Source organism: Streptomyces sp. NPDC001100, from assembly GCF_053598575.1.
In genome coordinates this window covers 213,366-230,477 of the sequence record NZ_JBSFKO010000013.1, presented here as the reverse complement: position 1 = coordinate 230,477, position 17,112 = coordinate 213,366, and the positions used below count along the sequence as shown (strand labels likewise).

The 17,112-nt window shown below is 69.4% G+C and carries 15 protein-coding genes and 1 pseudogene; 7 read left to right on the top strand and 9 right to left on the bottom strand.

Annotation, left to right across the window (positions count from 1 at the left end):
* Positions 1 to 25: 25 nt before the first annotated feature.
* Positions 26 to 445 carry an ATP-binding protein gene (locus ACWDEW_RS21200; RefSeq protein WP_450514501.1) on the bottom strand — a complete coding sequence of 140 codons (420 nt, stop codon included), beginning with the start codon at positions 443 to 445 and terminating at the stop codon, positions 26 to 28.
* Between the two features lie 301 nt (positions 446 to 746).
* Between ACWDEW_RS21200 and ACWDEW_RS21195 the strand changes: the two genes are divergently transcribed.
* From ACWDEW_RS21195 to ACWDEW_RS21180, 4 genes are all read left to right on the top strand, one after another.
* Complete coding sequence (locus ACWDEW_RS21195; RefSeq protein ID WP_450514500.1) at positions 747 to 1,844, top strand: PP2C family protein-serine/threonine phosphatase; 1,098 nt, start codon at positions 747 to 749, stop codon at positions 1,842 to 1,844.
* A 71-nt stretch (positions 1,845 to 1,915) separates the two neighbouring features.
* Positions 1,916 to 2,371, top strand: coding sequence for a MarR family winged helix-turn-helix transcriptional regulator (locus ACWDEW_RS21190; RefSeq protein WP_450514499.1), 456 nt, complete (start codon positions 1,916 to 1,918; stop codon positions 2,369 to 2,371).
* 28 nt (positions 2,372 to 2,399) lie between these two features.
* Positions 2,400 to 3,452: an LLM class flavin-dependent oxidoreductase gene (locus tag ACWDEW_RS21185; RefSeq protein ID WP_450514498.1), complete on the top strand. Its 1,053-nt coding sequence runs from the start codon at positions 2,400 to 2,402 to the stop codon at positions 3,450 to 3,452.
* 58 nt (positions 3,453 to 3,510) lie between these two features.
* The gene (locus ACWDEW_RS21180) at positions 3,511 to 4,473 is read left to right on the top strand and encodes a GNAT family N-acetyltransferase (RefSeq protein ID WP_450514497.1); all 963 of its coding nucleotides are present in this window, start codon (positions 3,511 to 3,513) and stop codon (positions 4,471 to 4,473) included.
* Here the strand turns inward: ACWDEW_RS21180 and ACWDEW_RS21175 are convergent.
* The 3 genes and pseudogenes from ACWDEW_RS21175 to ACWDEW_RS21165 all read right to left on the bottom strand — a co-directional run.
* Positions 4,469 to 5,509 (bottom strand): annotated as a pseudogene (locus ACWDEW_RS21175) (chitinase); the annotation flags it as partial. The gene ACWDEW_RS21180 and the pseudogene ACWDEW_RS21175 overlap by 5 nt on opposite strands.
* Before the next feature lie 142 nt (positions 5,510 to 5,651).
* Complete coding sequence (locus ACWDEW_RS21170; RefSeq protein WP_450514496.1) at positions 5,652 to 6,827, bottom strand: permease; 1,176 nt, start codon at positions 6,825 to 6,827, stop codon at positions 5,652 to 5,654.
* 73 nt (positions 6,828 to 6,900) lie between these two features.
* On the bottom strand, positions 6,901 to 7,248 hold the full coding sequence (locus ACWDEW_RS21165; RefSeq protein ID WP_450514495.1) for a DUF2218 domain-containing protein: 348 nt from the start codon (positions 7,246 to 7,248) through the stop codon (positions 6,901 to 6,903).
* A gap of 105 nt (positions 7,249 to 7,353) precedes the next feature.
* Between ACWDEW_RS21165 and ACWDEW_RS21160 the strand changes: the two genes are divergently transcribed.
* Entirely contained in the window at positions 7,354 to 7,935 is a 582-nt protein-coding gene (locus tag ACWDEW_RS21160; protein WP_450514494.1) for a TetR/AcrR family transcriptional regulator, read from the top strand.
* Entirely contained in the window at positions 7,932 to 8,678 is a 747-nt protein-coding gene (locus ACWDEW_RS21155) for a hypothetical protein (RefSeq protein ID WP_450514493.1), read from the top strand. Before ACWDEW_RS21160 ends, ACWDEW_RS21155 begins: the two co-directional genes overlap by 4 nt.
* Before the next feature lie 28 nt (positions 8,679 to 8,706).
* Here ACWDEW_RS21155 and ACWDEW_RS21150 read toward each other — a convergent pair whose 3' ends face one another.
* The 4 genes from ACWDEW_RS21150 to ACWDEW_RS21135 form a co-directional block, all read right to left on the bottom strand.
* A complete protein-coding gene (locus tag ACWDEW_RS21150) occupies positions 8,707 to 10,758 on the bottom strand; it encodes a beta-galactosidase (RefSeq protein ID WP_450514492.1) in 2,052 nt (683 codons plus the stop codon).
* A gap of 135 nt (positions 10,759 to 10,893) precedes the next feature.
* A complete protein-coding gene (locus ACWDEW_RS21145; RefSeq protein WP_450514491.1) occupies positions 10,894 to 12,234 on the bottom strand; it encodes an ABC transporter substrate-binding protein in 1,341 nt (446 codons plus the stop codon).
* A 45-nt stretch (positions 12,235 to 12,279) separates the two neighbouring features.
* Positions 12,280 to 13,230 carry a carbohydrate ABC transporter permease gene (locus ACWDEW_RS21140; protein ID WP_450514490.1) on the bottom strand — a complete coding sequence of 317 codons (951 nt, stop codon included), beginning with the start codon at positions 13,228 to 13,230 and terminating at the stop codon, positions 12,280 to 12,282.
* Positions 13,231 to 13,232: 2 nt separating this feature from the next.
* Positions 13,233 to 14,159, bottom strand: a complete 927-nt coding sequence (locus tag ACWDEW_RS21135; RefSeq protein WP_026178769.1) for a carbohydrate ABC transporter permease — start codon at positions 14,157 to 14,159, stop codon at positions 13,233 to 13,235.
* Between the two features lie 204 nt (positions 14,160 to 14,363).
* Here ACWDEW_RS21135 and ACWDEW_RS21130 point away from each other — a divergent pair, with 204 nt between their 5' ends.
* Positions 14,364 to 15,452 carry a LacI family DNA-binding transcriptional regulator gene (locus ACWDEW_RS21130; protein ID WP_450514489.1) on the top strand — a complete coding sequence of 363 codons (1,089 nt, stop codon included), beginning with the start codon at positions 14,364 to 14,366 and terminating at the stop codon, positions 15,450 to 15,452.
* 54 nt (positions 15,453 to 15,506) lie between these two features.
* On the opposite strand, the gene gndA is transcribed toward ACWDEW_RS21130, so the two are convergent.
* Positions 15,507 to 16,976, bottom strand: a complete 1,470-nt coding sequence (gene gndA, locus ACWDEW_RS21125) for an NADP-dependent phosphogluconate dehydrogenase (RefSeq protein WP_450514488.1) — start codon at positions 16,974 to 16,976, stop codon at positions 15,507 to 15,509.
* Positions 16,977 to 17,112 lie beyond the last annotated feature (136 nt).

Sequence of the window (17,112 nt, the reverse complement as noted above, 5' to 3'; positions counted from 1 at the left end):
CTTGGTGTTAAGTCCCAGGAGCCGGTCAGATGGCCAGGATCGCCCGCACCCGTTTGCCGCCCCCGGTGAGCGGGGTGACATCGAGGCGGTGGGCCAGGCAGCGGACCATGGCGAGGCCGCGCCCGCTCTCGCCCTCGGCCGTCAGCGGCCGCACCCGGGGCGGGGTCGGATTGCCGTCGTAGACCTCGACCGTGACGCGCTCGTCGGACAGTTGGAGCCGCAGCCGGCACTCGCCGCGCCCGTGTTCGGTCGCGTTGGCGACCAGTTCGGACACGATGAGCGTCGCGTCGTCGATCTGCTCCTCGTCCACCCGCGCCATCCGGCTGCGGGAGCGCGCGAGGAACTCCGATGTCAGTTTTCGCGCCTGCCCCGCCGCCGCGGCCTCGTCCGGCAGCAGGTACTCCACGCGTACGGAACGCCTATGGGTACGCCGATGCGTACGCATGGCGAATCACTTCCCCTCCTAGGACACCCGGTATCCCCGCGGTGTCACCGCACCGGGGCCGCTGCATCTCTTGCGCGGCGGGTCCTGCACAGTTCACTTGCCCGGAGTCCGTGATCGCCAACCGGCCTGTGCCGATTGGTTGTCACCGATCAGGAAATGTCAGTTCTCGGAATCAATTGGGTAAAGGGCCGGGCGCTCCCGAGGGGTTGCCTGGCAGCCTTGCGATGTCCAAGGTGGGGGAGGGGCCCCTGCGCGGAAGGCGAAGCCGGTTCCGGATGCCGGGACGCCGTTGGAGTGGACCATGGCCGCAACGAAGCCGCAGCGCAGTCTCTCCGTGCTGACCTGGCTGCCCGCCGCTGTGATGGCGGTGGTCGCCGTAGGGGATGTGCTCACCGGCCCCGGACTCGGCTTCCTGCCCCTGGCCTCCCTCGGACCTGCCTTCGCCGGACTGGTCGGCGGCTGGCGCCGCACCGCGTGGTTCGGCGCGGCGGCCCTCGCGCTCTGCGTCGGACTCGGCCTGTACGACGGCCTGTTCCAGGAACGCAGGGGCTTCCTGGCGATGGTGTCGGTGGTGGGCGTGACCGGCGCGGGCATCGCCGCCGCCGTGATGCGCGGACGCCGCGAGGCCGAACTCGCCAGCGTGCGGTCCATCGCGGAGGTCGCGCAACGCGTCCTGCTGCGCCCGGTGCCGCTGACCGCCGGCCCGCTCCAGGCGGCGGTGTCGTACACCTCGGCCGTCGCGGAGGCCCGGATCGGCGGTGACCTCTACGAGGTGGTCGCGTCCCCGCACGGCGTCCGCGTCATCGTCGGCGATGTGCAGGGCAAGGGCCTGGCCGCCGTCGAGACGGCCGCCGTTGTCCTCGGCGCGTTCCGCGAGGCCGCCCACGACGAACCCGACCTCGTGGGACTCGGCGAACGCCTGGAGCGCAGCGTCTCCCGCGTCCTGTCCGACGAGAAGTTCGTGACCGCCGTCCTCGCCGAGATCGGCACCGACCACGAGGTGCTCTTCCTCAACTACGGCCACCCGCCCCCGATGGTCGTACGGCGCAACGGCACCGCCGACTTCCCGGCACCGCCCGCCTACGCCCCGCCGCTCGGCCTCGGCGGCGCCCACGGCAGCGAGCCCCCGAAGCCGTTCCCCGTGTGCTTCGCGCCCGGCGAGCAACTGCTCCTGTACACCGATGGTGTCACCGAGGCCCGCGACGAGGACGGCACCTTCTATCCGCTCGGCCTGCGGGCGGACCTGCTGAAGGAACCCGACGCGCAGAGCGCGCTGGACTCGCTGCGCGAGGACCTGGTCCGCCACACGGCCGGGCCGCTCCACGACGACGCCGCGATGCTCCTGCTGCGCTACCACGGCCACGCGGAGACGGCGGGAGAGCCGTCGCCCCTCGGGTGAGTGATCGAGCTGCGCCGAGCCCTTGCTGCCGGCGAAAAGTCATTGCTGCGTCAATCAAGTAAACTGGTGGCATGACCACGCCCGAGCAGCCACTGCGCCCCATGAGCCCGCACGAAGAGGCGCTGGTGCGCGAACTCGCACGGGTGATGCTCGTGCTGCCCCGCGCGGTCGACGCCGACATGGTGCGCGAGCAGCGCCTGCCGCTGTCCGAGTACACGACCCTCATGCACCTCTCCGAGGCCGCGGACCGCCGGATGCGCATGAGCGAGCTGGCGTCCGTCTGCAACCTCTCGCTGAGCGGCATGACCCGCATCGTCGCCCGCCTGGAGACACAGGGCCTGGTCGGACGGGAACGCTGCGCCGAGGACGCCCGCGGCTGGAACGCCGTCGTCACCGACCAGGGCCTCGCCCGCCTCCAGGAGGCCTGGCCCGCCCACCTCGCCAGCGTCCGGCGCCATGTCCTCGACCACGTCGACGCCGAGGACCTGACCCGGCTTCTCCGCGTGATGCGCCGTATCGCCACCTGACCCACCGAGCGGACCCAAGGAGTACGACATGACCAACCCGACCAGTACCGACGGCGTCACGCTCGGTCTCGACACGTTCGGCGACGTCACGAACGGCGCGGACGGCAAGCCGCTGACCCACGGCCAGGCCATCCGCCGCCTCGTCGAGGAAGGAGTCCTCGCCGACCAGGTCGGCGTCGACCACTTCGGCATCGGCGAACACCACACCGAGGCGATGCCCCTGTCGGCGGCGGACGTCGTCCTCGCGGCCATCGCCGCGCGCACCTCCGACATCCACCTCGGCTCGGCCGTCACCGTGATCAGCTCCGACGACCCGGTCCGCGTCTACCAGCGGTACGCTACCCTCGACGCCGTCTCCGCCGGCCGCGCCGAGGTCATCCTCGGCAGAGGCTCGAGCACCGAGTTCTTCCCGCTCTTCGGCTACGACCTGAACGACTACGAGGAACTCTTCGAGGAGAAGGTCGCCCTCTTCGCCGAACTGCTCAAGGAGAAGCCCGTCACCTGGTCCGGCACCACCCGTGCCGCCCTCGACGGCATCTCCGTCCACCCGCACAGCGAGACCGGCTCCATCCCCACCTGGATCGGCGTCGGCGGCAGCCCCCAGTCGGTGATCCGCACCGCCCAGTACGGGTTCTCCCTGATGCTGGCGATCATCGGCGGAGACATAGCCCGCTTCGCCCCGTTCTCCCAGCTCTACCGCCGGGCACTGGCCGAGTTCGGCCACCCCGCGCGGCCCATCGGCGTGCACGCGCCCGGCCATGTCGCCGCCACCGACGAACAGGCGGTGGAGGAGTTCGTGCCGGCCTTCCAGGAACTGATCCGCAGCGTGGCCCGGGAACGCGGCTTCCGCACCCCGACCCGCGAGAGCCTCATGCGCGACGTCGGCCCCGGCGGCGCCCTGCACGTCGGATCCCCCGAGACCGTGGCCCGCAAGATCGCCGACACCCTGAAGACCCTCGACGCGACCCGCTTCAACCTGAAGTACGGCATCACCGGAATGCCCCACGACACCCTCATGACCAACATCGAGCTCTACGGCACGAAGGTGGCGCCCCTGGTACGGGAGCTGATGGCGGACTGACCCGACGGGGCGCGGAAACTCCGTTGCGAGCCGGGGGCCGTCACCCGACAGTGGGTCCATGACCGCCCCCACCGCTTTGCCGCCCGACCTGAGTGTCCGCCCGGCGACATCCGACGACGCGGCGGCGGTCTGCGCCCTGCTCAACGAGATCGACATCCTGGAGATCGGCCGTCCGGACACCGAACTGGCCGAGGTCCAGGCGGACTTGAAGCACCCCGAAGTGGACCTGGAGCGCGACTCCTGGCTGCTCTTCGAGGGCGCCCGTCTGATCGGCTACGGCCTGCTGTGGGACGACTCGGGCGGCGAGCGGATCGACATCGACCACTACATCGTGCCGGGCCAACTGCCGGGCGCCCTGCATCTGTTCGACCTGATGGAGGCCAGGGCCGCGGAACGCGCCGCCGCCAACGGAGTGTCCCGCGCCGTGGTGCATCTGCACCTCACCCTGCACCCCACCACGGACCTGCCCGCACTGCGCGCCCGAGGCTGGCAGCCGGTCCGCCGCTACAACGTGATGGCCCGTCAACTGTCACCGTCGGCAGACCCGTTGCCGGCCGCCCCGCCCGGCGTGACCCTGCGCCCCTGCCTGGAGGAGGCGGACCGCCGCCGGGCCCACGCCCTCCTCCAGGAGGCCATGACAGAGCACTTCGACTTCCAGTACCGCACGTACCCACAGTGGCTGGACGACATCGACGCCGAGCGGGTCGACTGGTCGCTGATCTGGATCGCCCACGTCGACGGCCTCGGGGACGTCGCGATGTTGCGGACCCACAACGACCGCGCCTCGATGGGCTGGATCGGCAACCTCGCCGTCCTGCGCCAGGCCCGTGGCCGGGGCCTGGGCAGCCACCTCTTGCGCCACGGCTTCGGTCACTACGCGGCGCTGGGCCGCGACCGCGTCGGCCTGGGCGTGGACACCGACAACACGAGCAAGGCGCTCGCCCTGTACGAACGGCACGGCATGACCCTCGACTACGGGGTCGACACCTGGGAGGTGATCGTCCCCGTCACCGGCGGGTGAACGACTTGAAGGTGTGGCTGAAGTACCAGGTGTCCTGGGCGATTCCGGAGCAGTTGTTGGCGCCCCCGGTGCCCACGCAGTTGCCGTTGTCGCGCTGGAGCGCCCAGAAGGAGAGTGTGTTGATGCCCCGGGCGACGGCCCATTTCTTCACGGTGACGGCGTTGTCCGTGGTGAAGGTCTCGGCCGGTCCGAAGTCGTCGATGCCGGGCATCTCGGTGACGCCGATGGTCTTCCACAGCTTCGCCGGGTTCTTCTTCGGGTACAGCGCGGCGAGTTGGGTGTGCAGGCCGGTGGCGGCGGTCTTGGTGTCCTCCGCCATGTCGTGGGCGGCGCCGTCGTAGTAGTCGAAGGTCATGATGTTGACGACGTCGACGCGCGCGCCGTTGTCGACCGCGTTCTGCAGCAGGGCCACGCCGTTGGGCGCGAGGCCGGTCGTGGTCGTCGGCAGCGTGTAGGAGAACTCCACGCTGCGGCCGGTCCGTTCCGCCCAGCGCTGCACCTTGGCGATCGCCTTGTTGCGGCGGTCGATGCCCGCGGTGTTGTTGATGGAGTCGGCCTCGATGTCGAGGTCGATGCGGCTCACGCCGTAGGTTGTGACCAGGCTCTCGTAGACCTTGGCGATGGCGTCGACGTCGGTGCAGCTGTCGGCCAGTTCGGTGTTGGTGGTGTCCGCGCCGTAGCCGCCGAAGGACGGGATGACGTTGCCGCCGCGCGCCTGGATGGTGGCGATGTCCTTGCCGAAGGTGGACCTGGCGATCGGCTGGGCGGGCTGGCCGTTCCAGTACGCCGTGCACGAACCGGGCGCCTCGGTCTGCAGGAACGCCATGGTGAGGTACTTGTTGCCCGAGGCCGCGGCGAGCGCGGCCGGGCTCTCACCGGTCCACGCCTCGAAGTACGGCGCCGCCACATGGTCCGGCATGGGCTGCGCGCGATGATCGGCGTTCGCGGCACCCCCGCCGAGAGCAACAAGCCCCGCGGACAGGGCCGTTACGGCCGTACAGGACAGTGACACGCGAAGAGGCCCAGGTCGTCTCATTGACGCTCCCATGCTGAAAGGAGAGAAGTCGCCCCGGATCGGGGCGAACAGCGACCATATTTGGACTAGACCAATAGTCTGTCAAGGTTCTTTACAGTGAACTGACCGGTACGGCGTGGGAATCCGGTGGGAGGCGGCCGCTCTAGTGGTGGTTATGGTGCGCGTGTTCCGCCTCCGGCTCGCCGTGGTCCGGCGAACCGCCCATCATCCGCAGCATCGCCGGGCCGCCGCTGCGCAGGAACCGTACGACCAGGCTCGCGGCCAGCAGCAGGAAGGCGATGTTGAGCCAGGTCGTGTAGTTCCAGGTGATGCCGTCGTCCGGGATCGTCGCGTCGGCCTGGTCGGGGATCAACCCCAGCCCGCCGAAGGTGAATTCGACGATGTAGCCGGCGACGGCCATTGCGGTGAAGAACGTGACCAGCAGGAAGCCGGCCATCCGGGCGCCGTAGTACTTCCGGTAGATGTTCAGGATCGGCAGGATCAGCAGGTCGGCGTAGATGAAGGCGATCACCCCGCCGAAGCTGATGCCGCCCTTCCAGAGGACCACCGCGAGGGGCACGTTGCCGATCGAGCAGACGAAGGTCGCGATGGCCACCAACGGGCCGACGAGCGGGCCGACCAGCTTCGCGGCGAGGGGGTGATCGGCGAGGAAGAACGTGTGCCAGAAGCTGTCCGGCACCCAGGCGGCGATCGCGCCCGCGATCAGCAGGCCGGCCACCAGGTCGCGCAGGATCGCGGCCCACTCCATCACGAAGATGTGCGAGACGGACGTGTAGCCGTCCCGCGAGAACAGCCGGCGGACGAAACTCCCCTCGCCCCCGATCGACATGTCCATCGCCGCGTGCCCCTCCATGGAGCCGGCCAGCCCGCGCTCCGCCTGCTCCTGCGCCCGGTGCAACAGGCGCTCGCGCAGGAAGAGGCGGAACAGCACCGCGAGCACCACGATCATGATCGGTCCGCCGACGAACTCGGCCGCGGTGAACTGCCAGCCCATCAACAGGGCCAGGATCACGCCGAGTTCGACGACCAGATTGGTGGAGGCGATCTCGAAGGCCATGGCCGCGGTGAAGTCGGCGCCCTTGCGGAACAGGGAACGCGCGAGTGCGACAGCGGCATAGGAGCAGGAGGACGAGGCCGCGCCGAACCCGGCGGACAGCGCCAGTGTGCGCGGCCGGTCGTCACCGAGCAGCCGTACGACAGTCGACCGGCGCACCACCGCCTGCACGACGGCGGACAGCGTGAAGCCGAGGATCAGCGCCCAGGTGACCTCCCAGGTCATCGAACCGGCAATGGACAACGCGTGCCCGATCGCTCCCATGAATCCGCCCCTCTCGGTGTGCGTCTGGCTGGACTATACCCCTAGGGGGTATCCAGCGCACGAAGGGTGGCGGCTACGGCGCCGGCCGCCATACCACCCGCAACGGATCGCGCCTGCTGAACCTGCCGATGTGCGTGGCGACGAGATCCTGAAGTCGCCCCAGGTTCTCCTGGTCCTCGGCCTCGACGCACACGCGCAGCAGGCCGGGGGCGGCCCGGAGGGTGCACTGTCCCCACGGCAGGTGGAGCACCCCGTCGCTGTCCGTCCACTCGACATGGATGTGGTCGGTGGGAACGTCCGGGAGCGCGTGGGCCCGCGGGCGGTGGATCAGGTGACGGCCCTTGTTGTCGAAGTGCTTGCAGAGTTGGACGAGATACCGGCTGGCGCGTTCGGTGGCTATGTGGGTTTCGGCGGTGAGCATCGGTCCCTCGGTTCGCTGTCGGCTGCGGCTCCGACAGGTTTATCGAGACACTCTGTCGCTGTCAATGCAATGCGTCTCGACAGCGGCGCGACGTATGCTTAGGCCGTGCCGAAGCTCTGGAACGACACCATCGACGAGCACCGCCGCGCCGTACGCGACGCGGTGCTGGAGAACACGGCGGTGCTGGTGACCGAGCACGGGCTGCGCTCGGTGACGATGTCGAAGATCGCCGAGGCGAGCGGGATCGGCCGGGCCACGCTCTACAAATACTTCCCGGACGTCGAGTCGATCATGACGGCGTGGCACGAGCAGCAGATCACCGGGCATCTGCGCGAACTCGCCGAACTCCGGGACGGCCCCGGCAGCGCGGGCGAGCGGCTGCGAGCGGTACTTGAGGCCTTCGCGCTCATCCAGCAGCGGCGCCACGGACACGGCCCCGAACTCGGCGCACTGCTGCACCGGGGCGACCACGTCGCCGGCGCCGAGCAGCACCTCCACCGCTTCCTGAGCGAGCTCCTGGCGGAGGGCGTGCGGGCCGGTGACATCCGTGATGACGTCTCCCCGGACGAACTGGCGACCTACTGCCTCCACGCCCTCGCCGCGGCGGGCGTCCTGCCGTCCAGGGCGGCGGCGCGGCGACTCGTCTCGGTCACCCTCTCGGGGCTGCGCCCGACGGCCGCGGAATGACGGGGCTTCCGGATTTCGACGTACTGCTGGCCCGGTTGGCGAGTCAGCGGCAGCTGGACATCGCCGGACTGGCGAGTTCGGCGGCGATCCCGGAACCCGAACTCCGCGCGGTGTACGAGGGAACGGCGCCGAGTCCTGCGCTTCTTCGGAGGCTCGCGCCGGTGTTGCGGCTGCACGCGGCCGACTTGTTCGTGATCGCGGGTCTGCCGATACCGGACGAACTCGCTCCGCTGGATGCGCGGGCGAGAGGATTGGTCGCGGGCCTCGTGACGGACGCTGTTGGCCTGCCTGCGGAGCACAGACGCCAGTTGATCCGGCTTGCGCGTTCGTTGCCGCAGGAGAGCCGCACGGAGCCGGTTCGGACGCCGCCGGTGTACGAACGGTTCAAGCGCGGTCCTGGTGGCGTGCTCATGCGCATGGTCGGCAACCGCAACCTGACCTGGACCGGGATCGCCCATACCTTTCTGAGCCTGACAGGCCGATACTGGTCCGCGGCCACGTACGGAGGAGTGGGCAACGGCCGTAAGGAACTCACGCCCGACCTGCTGACCGACTTCGCGACCGTCCTGGGCGTTCCCGTCGACACCCTCTCGGTCCTCACAGGTGTCGACGTCCCCGACGACCCGCCGCCCCCGAACCCGGCGGCCGTCGACGCGGCCGAACTGATGTGGGACGTCCGGCGCCTGACGGTCGATCAAGTACGTCAGGTCGCCGACGCGGCGCGGGTCGTGCCAGGCGCGTGACCGCTGCGCGCGGTCACGCGCCCCGTCGTCAGTTCGCGGGCCGGCGTACCACCGCCACGTCTCTGGCGGCGAGGACCGGGAAACCGTCCTCGCCCGCGGTGCCGACCAGCAGTTCCCCGGACAGGCCCGTCAACGGCACTGTCCCGTCCGTGCGGTTGACCAGGAACAGGTAGCGGCTGTCGGCGTTCCGGCGCACGGTCAGTTCGACGTCTCCCCTTGCGCCGTCCGGGAGTTCACTGTCGATACCGGCGGGTGCGAGCAACTGGGGGAGGAGGCCCGTGAGGCCGGCGCGGCCCAGCCGGGTGGAGACGTAGGCGGCCGAACCTCCGCCCACCGTACGGCGGGTGACAGCGGGGCGGCCGGTGTACGCGCCGCTGCGGTAGTGGGCGAGCACCTCCACCTCCGGGTCGGTCACCGTGATCCGGTCGGTCCACAGGGAGCCGGTGGCGGCGGTGTCGAGGTCCAGTTCGACCGCGTCGCCGTCGAGCAGCGGGCCGAACTCCTCGATGCGGATGCCCAGCAGGTCGCGCAGGGCGCCAGGGTAGCCGCCGAGCCAGATGTGGTCGTTCTCGTCGACGACACCGGAGAAGTAGGTGGAGACCAGGTGGCCGCCCTGCTCGACGTAGCGCGTGAGCTCCTTGGACAGGGCCGCCGGGATCATGTGCAGGACCGGCGTGATCACCACGTCGTAGCGGTCCAGGGCGGTCTGCGCCGTGACGATGTCGGCCCGCACGCCGAGGTCGAGGAGGGCGGAGTACCAGTCCAGCGCCTCCTGGCGGTAGTCGAGCCGGTCGGTGGGGTGCGAGTCCTGCTCGCTCGCCCACCACGACTCCCAGTCGAAGACGAGGCCGACCCGGGCGGACTCGCGCTCTGCGCCCGCGACGGGGGCCAACGTCCGCAGGGTGCGGCCGAGTTCGGCCACCGCGCGGAAGACCTCGCTGTCGGCACCGGCGTGCGGCACCATCGCGGAGTGGTACTTCTCGGCGCCGGCCGCCGACTGGCGCCACTGGAAGTAGCAGACGGCGTCGGCGCCGTGCGCGACGTGCAGCAGCGAGTCGCGGGCCAGGTCGCCGGGGCGCTTGGCCACGTTGACGGGCTGCCAGTTGACGGCGCTGGTGGAGTGCTCCATCAGGAACCACGGCCGGCCGGCGGAGATGCCGCTGACGAGGTTCGCGGAGAAGGACAGCTCGTCGCGGTCCTGCGAACCGGGCGTCACGTAGTGGTCGTTGGAGACGAAGTCGATCTCGGCGGCCCAGTCGGCGTAGTTCATGCCCTTGGTGTTGCCCATCACCATGAAGTTGGTGGTGATGGGCACGCCCGGGGTGATCTCGCGCAACAGGTCGCGCTCCGCGCGCAGATGCTCCTTGAGCGCGTCGGAGGAGAAGCGCTTGAAGTCGAGCTGCTGGGTCGGGTTCGGGAAGGACGCGGCCAGCCGGGGCGGCAGTATCTGCTCCCAGTCGCTGTACCGCTGCGACCAAAATGCCGTGCCCCAGGCCTGGTTGAGGTTCTCGACGGTCGAGTAACGGGCGCGCAGCCAGTCGCGGAAGGCGCGGGCCGCGTCGTCGGAGTAGTCGTAGACGTTGTGGCAGCCCAGCTCGTTCGAGACGTGCCAGGCCACGAGTGCGGGATGGTTCGCGTACCGCTCGGCCAACTTCCTTACCAGGCGCAGCGCGTGCTCGCGGAAGACCGGCGAGGTGGGGCGCCAGTGCTGGCGGCCGCCCGGCCACAGGGTCTCGCCGGCGGCGGTCACCGGGAGGATCTCCGGGTGTTCCGTGCTGAGCCACGGCGGCGGGGACGCGGTGGCGGTGGCCAGGTCGACGCCGATGCCGCCCGCGTGCAGCAGGTCCATGACCTCGTCGAGCCAGCCGAAGTCCCAGTCGTCCCGGGCCGGTTGGATGCGGGCCCAGGAGAAGATCCCCAGCGAGACGATGTTGACGCCGGCCTCGCGCATCAGCCGGATGTCCTCGTCCCACACCTCGCGAGGCCACTGCTCCGGGTTGTAGTCGGCGCCGTAGGCGAGACGGGGGGTGGCGTCACCGTCCGGTCCGTGCCGCAACTGGGACAGGAGGGTGGAGATCATGGAGGTCCTTCCGGCTACTGCACAGGTGGAACGAGATGCGTGGTGGATTCCGGGCGGGCCGCCGCCGGGCGGATGCTGCTCGGCGGCGGCTCCCGAGGAGGTGCCGGTCGCTTCGGACCGGCTACTTCGAGCGGGTCACTTGTTGACCGTGAAGCCCTGCTCGTTGCCGTACTTGACGGAGGCGTCCTGCCAGCTCTTCAGACCCTGGGCCAGCGTGGTGCCCGAGATGTAGGCCTTGCCGACCGTGTCGTTGAAGATCGAGTTGGCGTACTGCTGGAAGGGCAGGTACGACCAGTCGGAAGCGACCTCGGCCGCGGACTGCGCGAAGATCTGGTTGGCCTTCTGGCCGCCGAAGTACGGGAACTCCTTGTTCAGGAACGCGGAGGACTGGAGTTCCGCCTTGGTCGCCGGGAAGGCGCCCTGGTCGACACGGGTCTGGACACCGGCGCCGGCGTTGGCGTACTCGACGAACGCGTAGGCGAGTTCCTTGTTCTTGCCGAGCGCCGGCAGGGCGAGGGACGAACCGCCGTTCTCCGCGCTGGCCTTGGCACCGGCGGTCCACTGCGGCATCGGGGCCGCGCGCCAGTCGCCGGAGGCACCGGCCACACCGCTGACGAAGTTGGCGGGCATCCAGGCACCGGTGGTCAGGGTGGCGATGGTGCCGTCACCGAGGCCCTTGTACCAGTCGTCGGTCCAGCCGTTGATGGGCGAGACGAGCTTCTCGTCGAGGAGCTTCTGCCAGGTCTCCGTGTACTTCTTCGCGCCCGCATCCTCGAAGTTGACCGTCACCTTGGTGCCGTCGACCTTGTAGGGGCGCGAACCGGCCTGCCACAGCATGCTGGTGGTGAAGCCCGCGTCACCGGCGTCGTTGGCGATGTACGCCTTGGGGTCGGCCTTGTGCAGCTTGCGGGCGGCGTCGACGTACTCGTCCCAGGTGGTCGGGACGGCGATCTTGTACTTGTCGAAGACCTTCTTGTTGTAGAACATCGCCATCGGGCCCGAGTCCATCGGCAGGCCGTAGACCTTGGAGCCGTCGCTCACCGCGTTCCACGGACCGGCCGTGTACTTGGAGGCCAACTTGCTCGCGCCGTACGGCGCCAGGTCGCTGAGCCCCTTCGTCAGGGAGTACTGGCTGAGCGCGAAGTACTCGACCTGGGAGACGTCCGGGACGCCCTTCCCGGCCGCGATCGCGTTCGACAGCGCGGTGTAGTACTTGTCGCCGGACTTGTCGCTGACCAGGTTGATCTTGACCTTGGGGTACTTCTTCTCGAAGTCGGCCGCGACCTTCTTCAGGGTGGGCTCCCAGGCCCAGACCGTGACCGAGCCGCCCTTCTTGAGGGCCGCCTGGATGTCCGAGGCGGAGACAGCCTTGCTGCTGGAGCTGCTGTCGTCCGAACTGCCGCACGCCGTCGCCCCCAGGGAGAGGACGGAGAGGAGGGCGAGGCCGCGCAGCAGGCGGCCGGTGGTTCTGCGCATGGAGGTGCTTCCACTTCTTCGTGGGTGGGACTTCTTGAGGGTGGGTTATTCCTTGACGCTTCCGGCGGCGAGACCGGACTGCCAGTACTTCTGCAGCAGCAGGAACGCCGCGATCAGCGGCGCGATGGTGAGCAGCGAACCGGTGATCACCAGGTTGAAGATCACGTCACCGCCGATCGTCTGCGCCTGCGAGCTCCAGGCGCTCAGACCGAGGGTCAGCGGGTACCAGTTCGGATCCCTGAGCATGATCAGCGGGAGGAAGTAGTTGTTCCAGGTCGCGACCGTGGTGAACAGCAGCACGGTGACGACACCGGGGGCGAGCAGCGGCAGCGAGACCTGGAAGAAGGTGCGGATCTCACCGGCTCCGTCCATCCGGGCGGCTTCGAGGAGTTCGACGGGGATGGCCTCGGTCGCGAAGACCCACATCAGATAGAGGCCGAACGGCGAGATCAGCGAGGGGATGATCACCGCCCAGGGGGTGTCCGTCAGCCCGATCTTGCTGAACATCAGGAAGGTCGGCACCGCGAGGGCCGTGCCGGGGACGGCTACGGCGCCGATGACCACGGCGAAGATCGCGCGCTTCCCGGGGAAGTTGAACTTCGCCAGCGCGTAGCCGCCGAGGATCGCCAGGAAGGTGGCGCCGCCGGCGCCGAGCACGACGTAGAGCAGGGTGTTCAGCAGCCACCGGCCGAAGATGCCGTCGTGGTACGTGAACGTGTCATGGATGTTCGACCAGAGGGCGAAGCGGTGCGCGAACCACAGGCCGTTGGAGTCGGCGAGCCCCGACTGGGTCTTGGTGGCGCTGATGACCAGCCAGATCAGGGGCACCACGGTGTAGACCAGGATCAGACCGGTGAGCACGGTCAGCAGCACGCTGCGCTTGGGGCGACCGGGTGTGTGCTTCTTGCGGGGGGTGCGCAGCCGGGGCGCGCTCCGGGAGCCGCCGCCGGACGGTGCGGGCGCCGACGCCGAGGCGGTGGTGACGGGGGTGCTCATGGTCAGGCTCCCTTGCGCATGCCGCGAAGCTGCACGACATAGGCGATGACCATGGTGATCAGGCCCATGATGATCGCGACCGCCGCGGAGTAGTTGTGCTGCTGGCCGTTGAAGGACAGCGAGTACGTGTAGAAGTTCGGGGTGTAGTCCGTCGTGATCGCGTTGCGTGCCAGCGGTCGCAGGATGCTCGGCTCGTTGAAGAGCTGGAAGCTGCCGATGATCGAGAAGATCGTCGCGATGACCAGCGCGCCGCGGATCGCGGGGAGCTTGATGGCGGTGATGACGCGGAACTGCCCGGCACCGTCGATCTCCGCGGCCTCGTACAGCGAGGTCGGGATGACCCGCAGCGCGGAGTAGAAGATCAGCATGTTGTAGCCGACGAACTCCCAGGTCACGATGTTGCCGATCGACGCCAGCACCAGGTGCGTGGAGAGCGGGTCGGGCAACGTGACGCCGAAGGCGCTGTTGATGTCGCCCACCAGACCGAACTGGGTGCCGTACATGAAGCCCCACATCAGGGTGGCGACCACCGCGGGCACGGCGTACGGCAGGAAGATCGTGATCCGGAAGAAGTCCCGGCCGAAGAGCCGGCCGCTGTCCAGGGCGAGGGCCACGAACAGGGCGATGCCGAGCATGATCGGCACCTGGATCACCAGGAACAGCGAGACCCGCTCCAGCGAGGACCAGAACTGGTCGTCCTGGAAGGCCTGCGTGTAGTTGTCCAGGCCGACGAAGTGGTTTCCGCCGATGAGCTGGTTGCGGTACAGGCTGAGATAGACCGAGTACACGATCGGAGCCAGGAAGACGAAGGCGAAGACCACCGCGAAGGGGCCGATGAAACCCCACCCTGTCCAGGAACGGCGGTCCCGTTTGGCCGATGGCCGGACCGGGGGCCGATTCGCGGCCGCAGGGGGCTGAAGCGTCGTCATGTAGTTCCTCGCTCGTCCATCTCGGAACCGGCGTCACACGCCGTCGCGATGGTTGCGTAAACACCCAGGTCCGAGAGGGTCCCGGGCTGTTATGTTTACGTAAACATCTGATGGCGGCATGTCTACACTGCCCCAATGTCGGTGGTCAAGGGCCGTTTGGTGAAACGTGCCCCAGGCAATCGGATCGATAGGGGAAGGAGACGGGTGGACACAGCGCACGGTGCCTCGGCCGGCACCGAGGAGCCCCGTAGACGTGGCGGGAAACGGTTCGTGCAGCGCGCCCCGAGCGCGTCCATGGCCGATGTGGCACGCCTGGCCGGGGTCTCCTCGCAGACCGTTTCCCGGGTGTCCAACGGTTACGCGGGTGTGAACGAGGAGACCCGGCAACAGGTCCTCGCCGCCATGAAGGAACTGGGCTACCGGCCCAACAGCGCCGCCCGCGCGCTCAAGCGGGGTGAGTTCCGCACGATCGGTGTGATCACGTTCAACCTCTCCACCACGGGCAACATGCGCACCCTGGAGGCGATCGCCACCTCCGCCGCGCACGAGGGCTACGCCGTCACCCTGCTGCCGGTCGCCGTCCCGACCCAGGACGAGGTGCGCGGCGCCTTCTCCCGCCTCGGCGAACTCGCCGTGGACGCCGTCATCGCGATCATGGAGGTCCACCTCCTCGACGCGGCGACCATCTCGCTGCCGCCCCACGTCCAGGTCGTCGTGGCCGACTCCGACGCCGGCGACCGCTACAGCGTCGTCGACACCGACCAGAACGGCGGGGCACGGGCCGCCGTACGCCATCTCCTCGACCTCGGCCATCGCACCGTCTGGCACCTCGCCGGACCCGAGGAGTCCTTCGCAGCCCAGCGCCGCGCCGACGCCTGGCGCGCCGAGCTCACCGACGCGGGACGGCCCGTGCCCCCCGTGGTGCGCGGCGACTGGTCCGCTGAGTCCGGCTACCGCGTGGGACTGGAACTCGCCCAACAGGCCGACTGCACAGCGGTGTTCGCGGCCAACGACCAGATGGCACTCGGTCTCCTGCGGGCCCTGCACGAGCGCGGTCGGCGCATCCCCGAGGACGTCAGCGTGATCGGCTTCGACGACATCCCCGAGGCCGGCTCCTTCCTGCCGCCGCTGACCACCGTCCACCAGGACTTCGCCGAGGTCGGCCGCCTGTGCGTGCAGGGTGTCCTGCGGCGGATGCGGGACCGGGGCGACGAGCACGGCACCACCCTGGTGCCGACCGAACTCGTGGTGCGCGCGAGTACGGCGGCGCCCGCTCTCGCCGTGGACGAGTAGCGGGCGCGAGGACTTCCGGCCCGCCTCAACAGGCGGGCCGGGCAGGTGAGTTGGTCAGGCGGTCGTCTCCGGGCGGCCGGGCCGGGACCAGTGGGTGTGGAAGGTGCCGGAGCGGTCGGTACGCCCGTAGGTGTGGGCGCCGAAGAAGTCGCGCTGGCCCTGGAGCAGGGCGGCCGGCAGACGCTCGGCGCGCAGCGTGTCGTAGTGCGACAGCGCGGCGGAGAACGCCGGGACGGGGATACCTCGACGGGCCGCTGAGGCGACCACCTCGCGCCACGGGACCTGCGCGTCGCCGATCTCCCGCGCGAAGGTCTCCTCGCCCAGCAGGCTGACCAGACCCGGGTCGGCCGTGTAGGCGGCGCGGATCCGGTCGAGGAAGGAGGCGCGGATGATGCAGCCGCCGCGCCAGATCCCGGCGACCGCGGCGAGGTCGATCGACCAGTCGTACTCGGTGGCCGCGTCCTGGATCATCTTCCAGCCCTGGTCGTAGGCGATGACCTTCGAGGCGTACAGCGCCTGTTCCACCTGGGCGGTGAACCGGTCGGCCTCGGTGCGGCTGAGCGGGGGAGTGGTGCCACCGGGCAGCCCGCGGTAGGCCGCGCGCAGGTCCGCCTGGCTGGAGGAGGCGCGGGCGAAGGTGGCCTGGGCGATCGCGGTGACCGGCGAACCCAGCTCCAGCGCGGTCTGCACGGTCCAGCGCCCGGTACCCTTCTGGCCCGCCGCGTCCTTGACGACGTCGACGAACGCCCCGCCGGTCTCCGCGTCCGTGTGGGCGAGGACCTCGGCGGTGATCTCGATCAGGTAGGAGCCGAGCCGTCCCTCGTTCCAGCGGCGGAAGATGTCCGCGATCTCGGCGGGGGTGTAGCCGCCGACCTGGCGCAGCAGGTCGTAGGCCTCGGCGATGAGTTGCATGTCGGCGTACTCGATGCCGTTGTGCACCATCTTCACGAAGTGCCCGGCGCCGTCCGTGCCGATGTGCGTGGAGCAGGGCTCCCCGTCGACCTTCGCGCTGACGGACTCGAACATCGGCCCGAGCACGGCGTACGACTCCGCCGAGCCGCCGGGCATGATCGACGGCCCGTTCAGCGCGCCCTCCTCGCCGCCGGAGACCCCGGCGCCGACGAAGTGCAGGCCCTGTTCGCGCAGGGCGGCCTCGCGGCGGCGGGTGTCGGCGAAGTGCGCGTTGCCGCCGTCGATGATCATGTCGCCGGGCTCCATCAGCGCGGCGAACTCGTCGATGACGGCGTCGGTGGCCGGACCGGCCTGCACCATGATCATCAGCCGGCGGGGGCGTTCGAGGGCGGCCACGAACTCCTGTGCCGTCTCGGCCGGGACGAAGGCACCCTCGTCGCCGTACTCCTTCATCAACTCGTGGGTCCGGTGCGGCGACCGGTTGTGGACGGCGACCGTGTAGCCGTTGCGGGCGAAGTTGCGGGCCAGATTGCGGCCCATCACACCCAGGCCGGTGACGCCGATCTGCGCGGTGGCGTCGGCGGCTGGGCTGTTCGGTGCGGATGCGTTCATGGGGTGCCTGTTCTCCGAGTCGGTGACGTGGCGGGTCGGCGCGGGGCGCCCATGCCCGCTGGTACGTGCGCGATCGCGGATTGACTCGAAATTCCGCGTGATTGGGAGTGATCTTGCCGACCGCCGCACGGCGCGT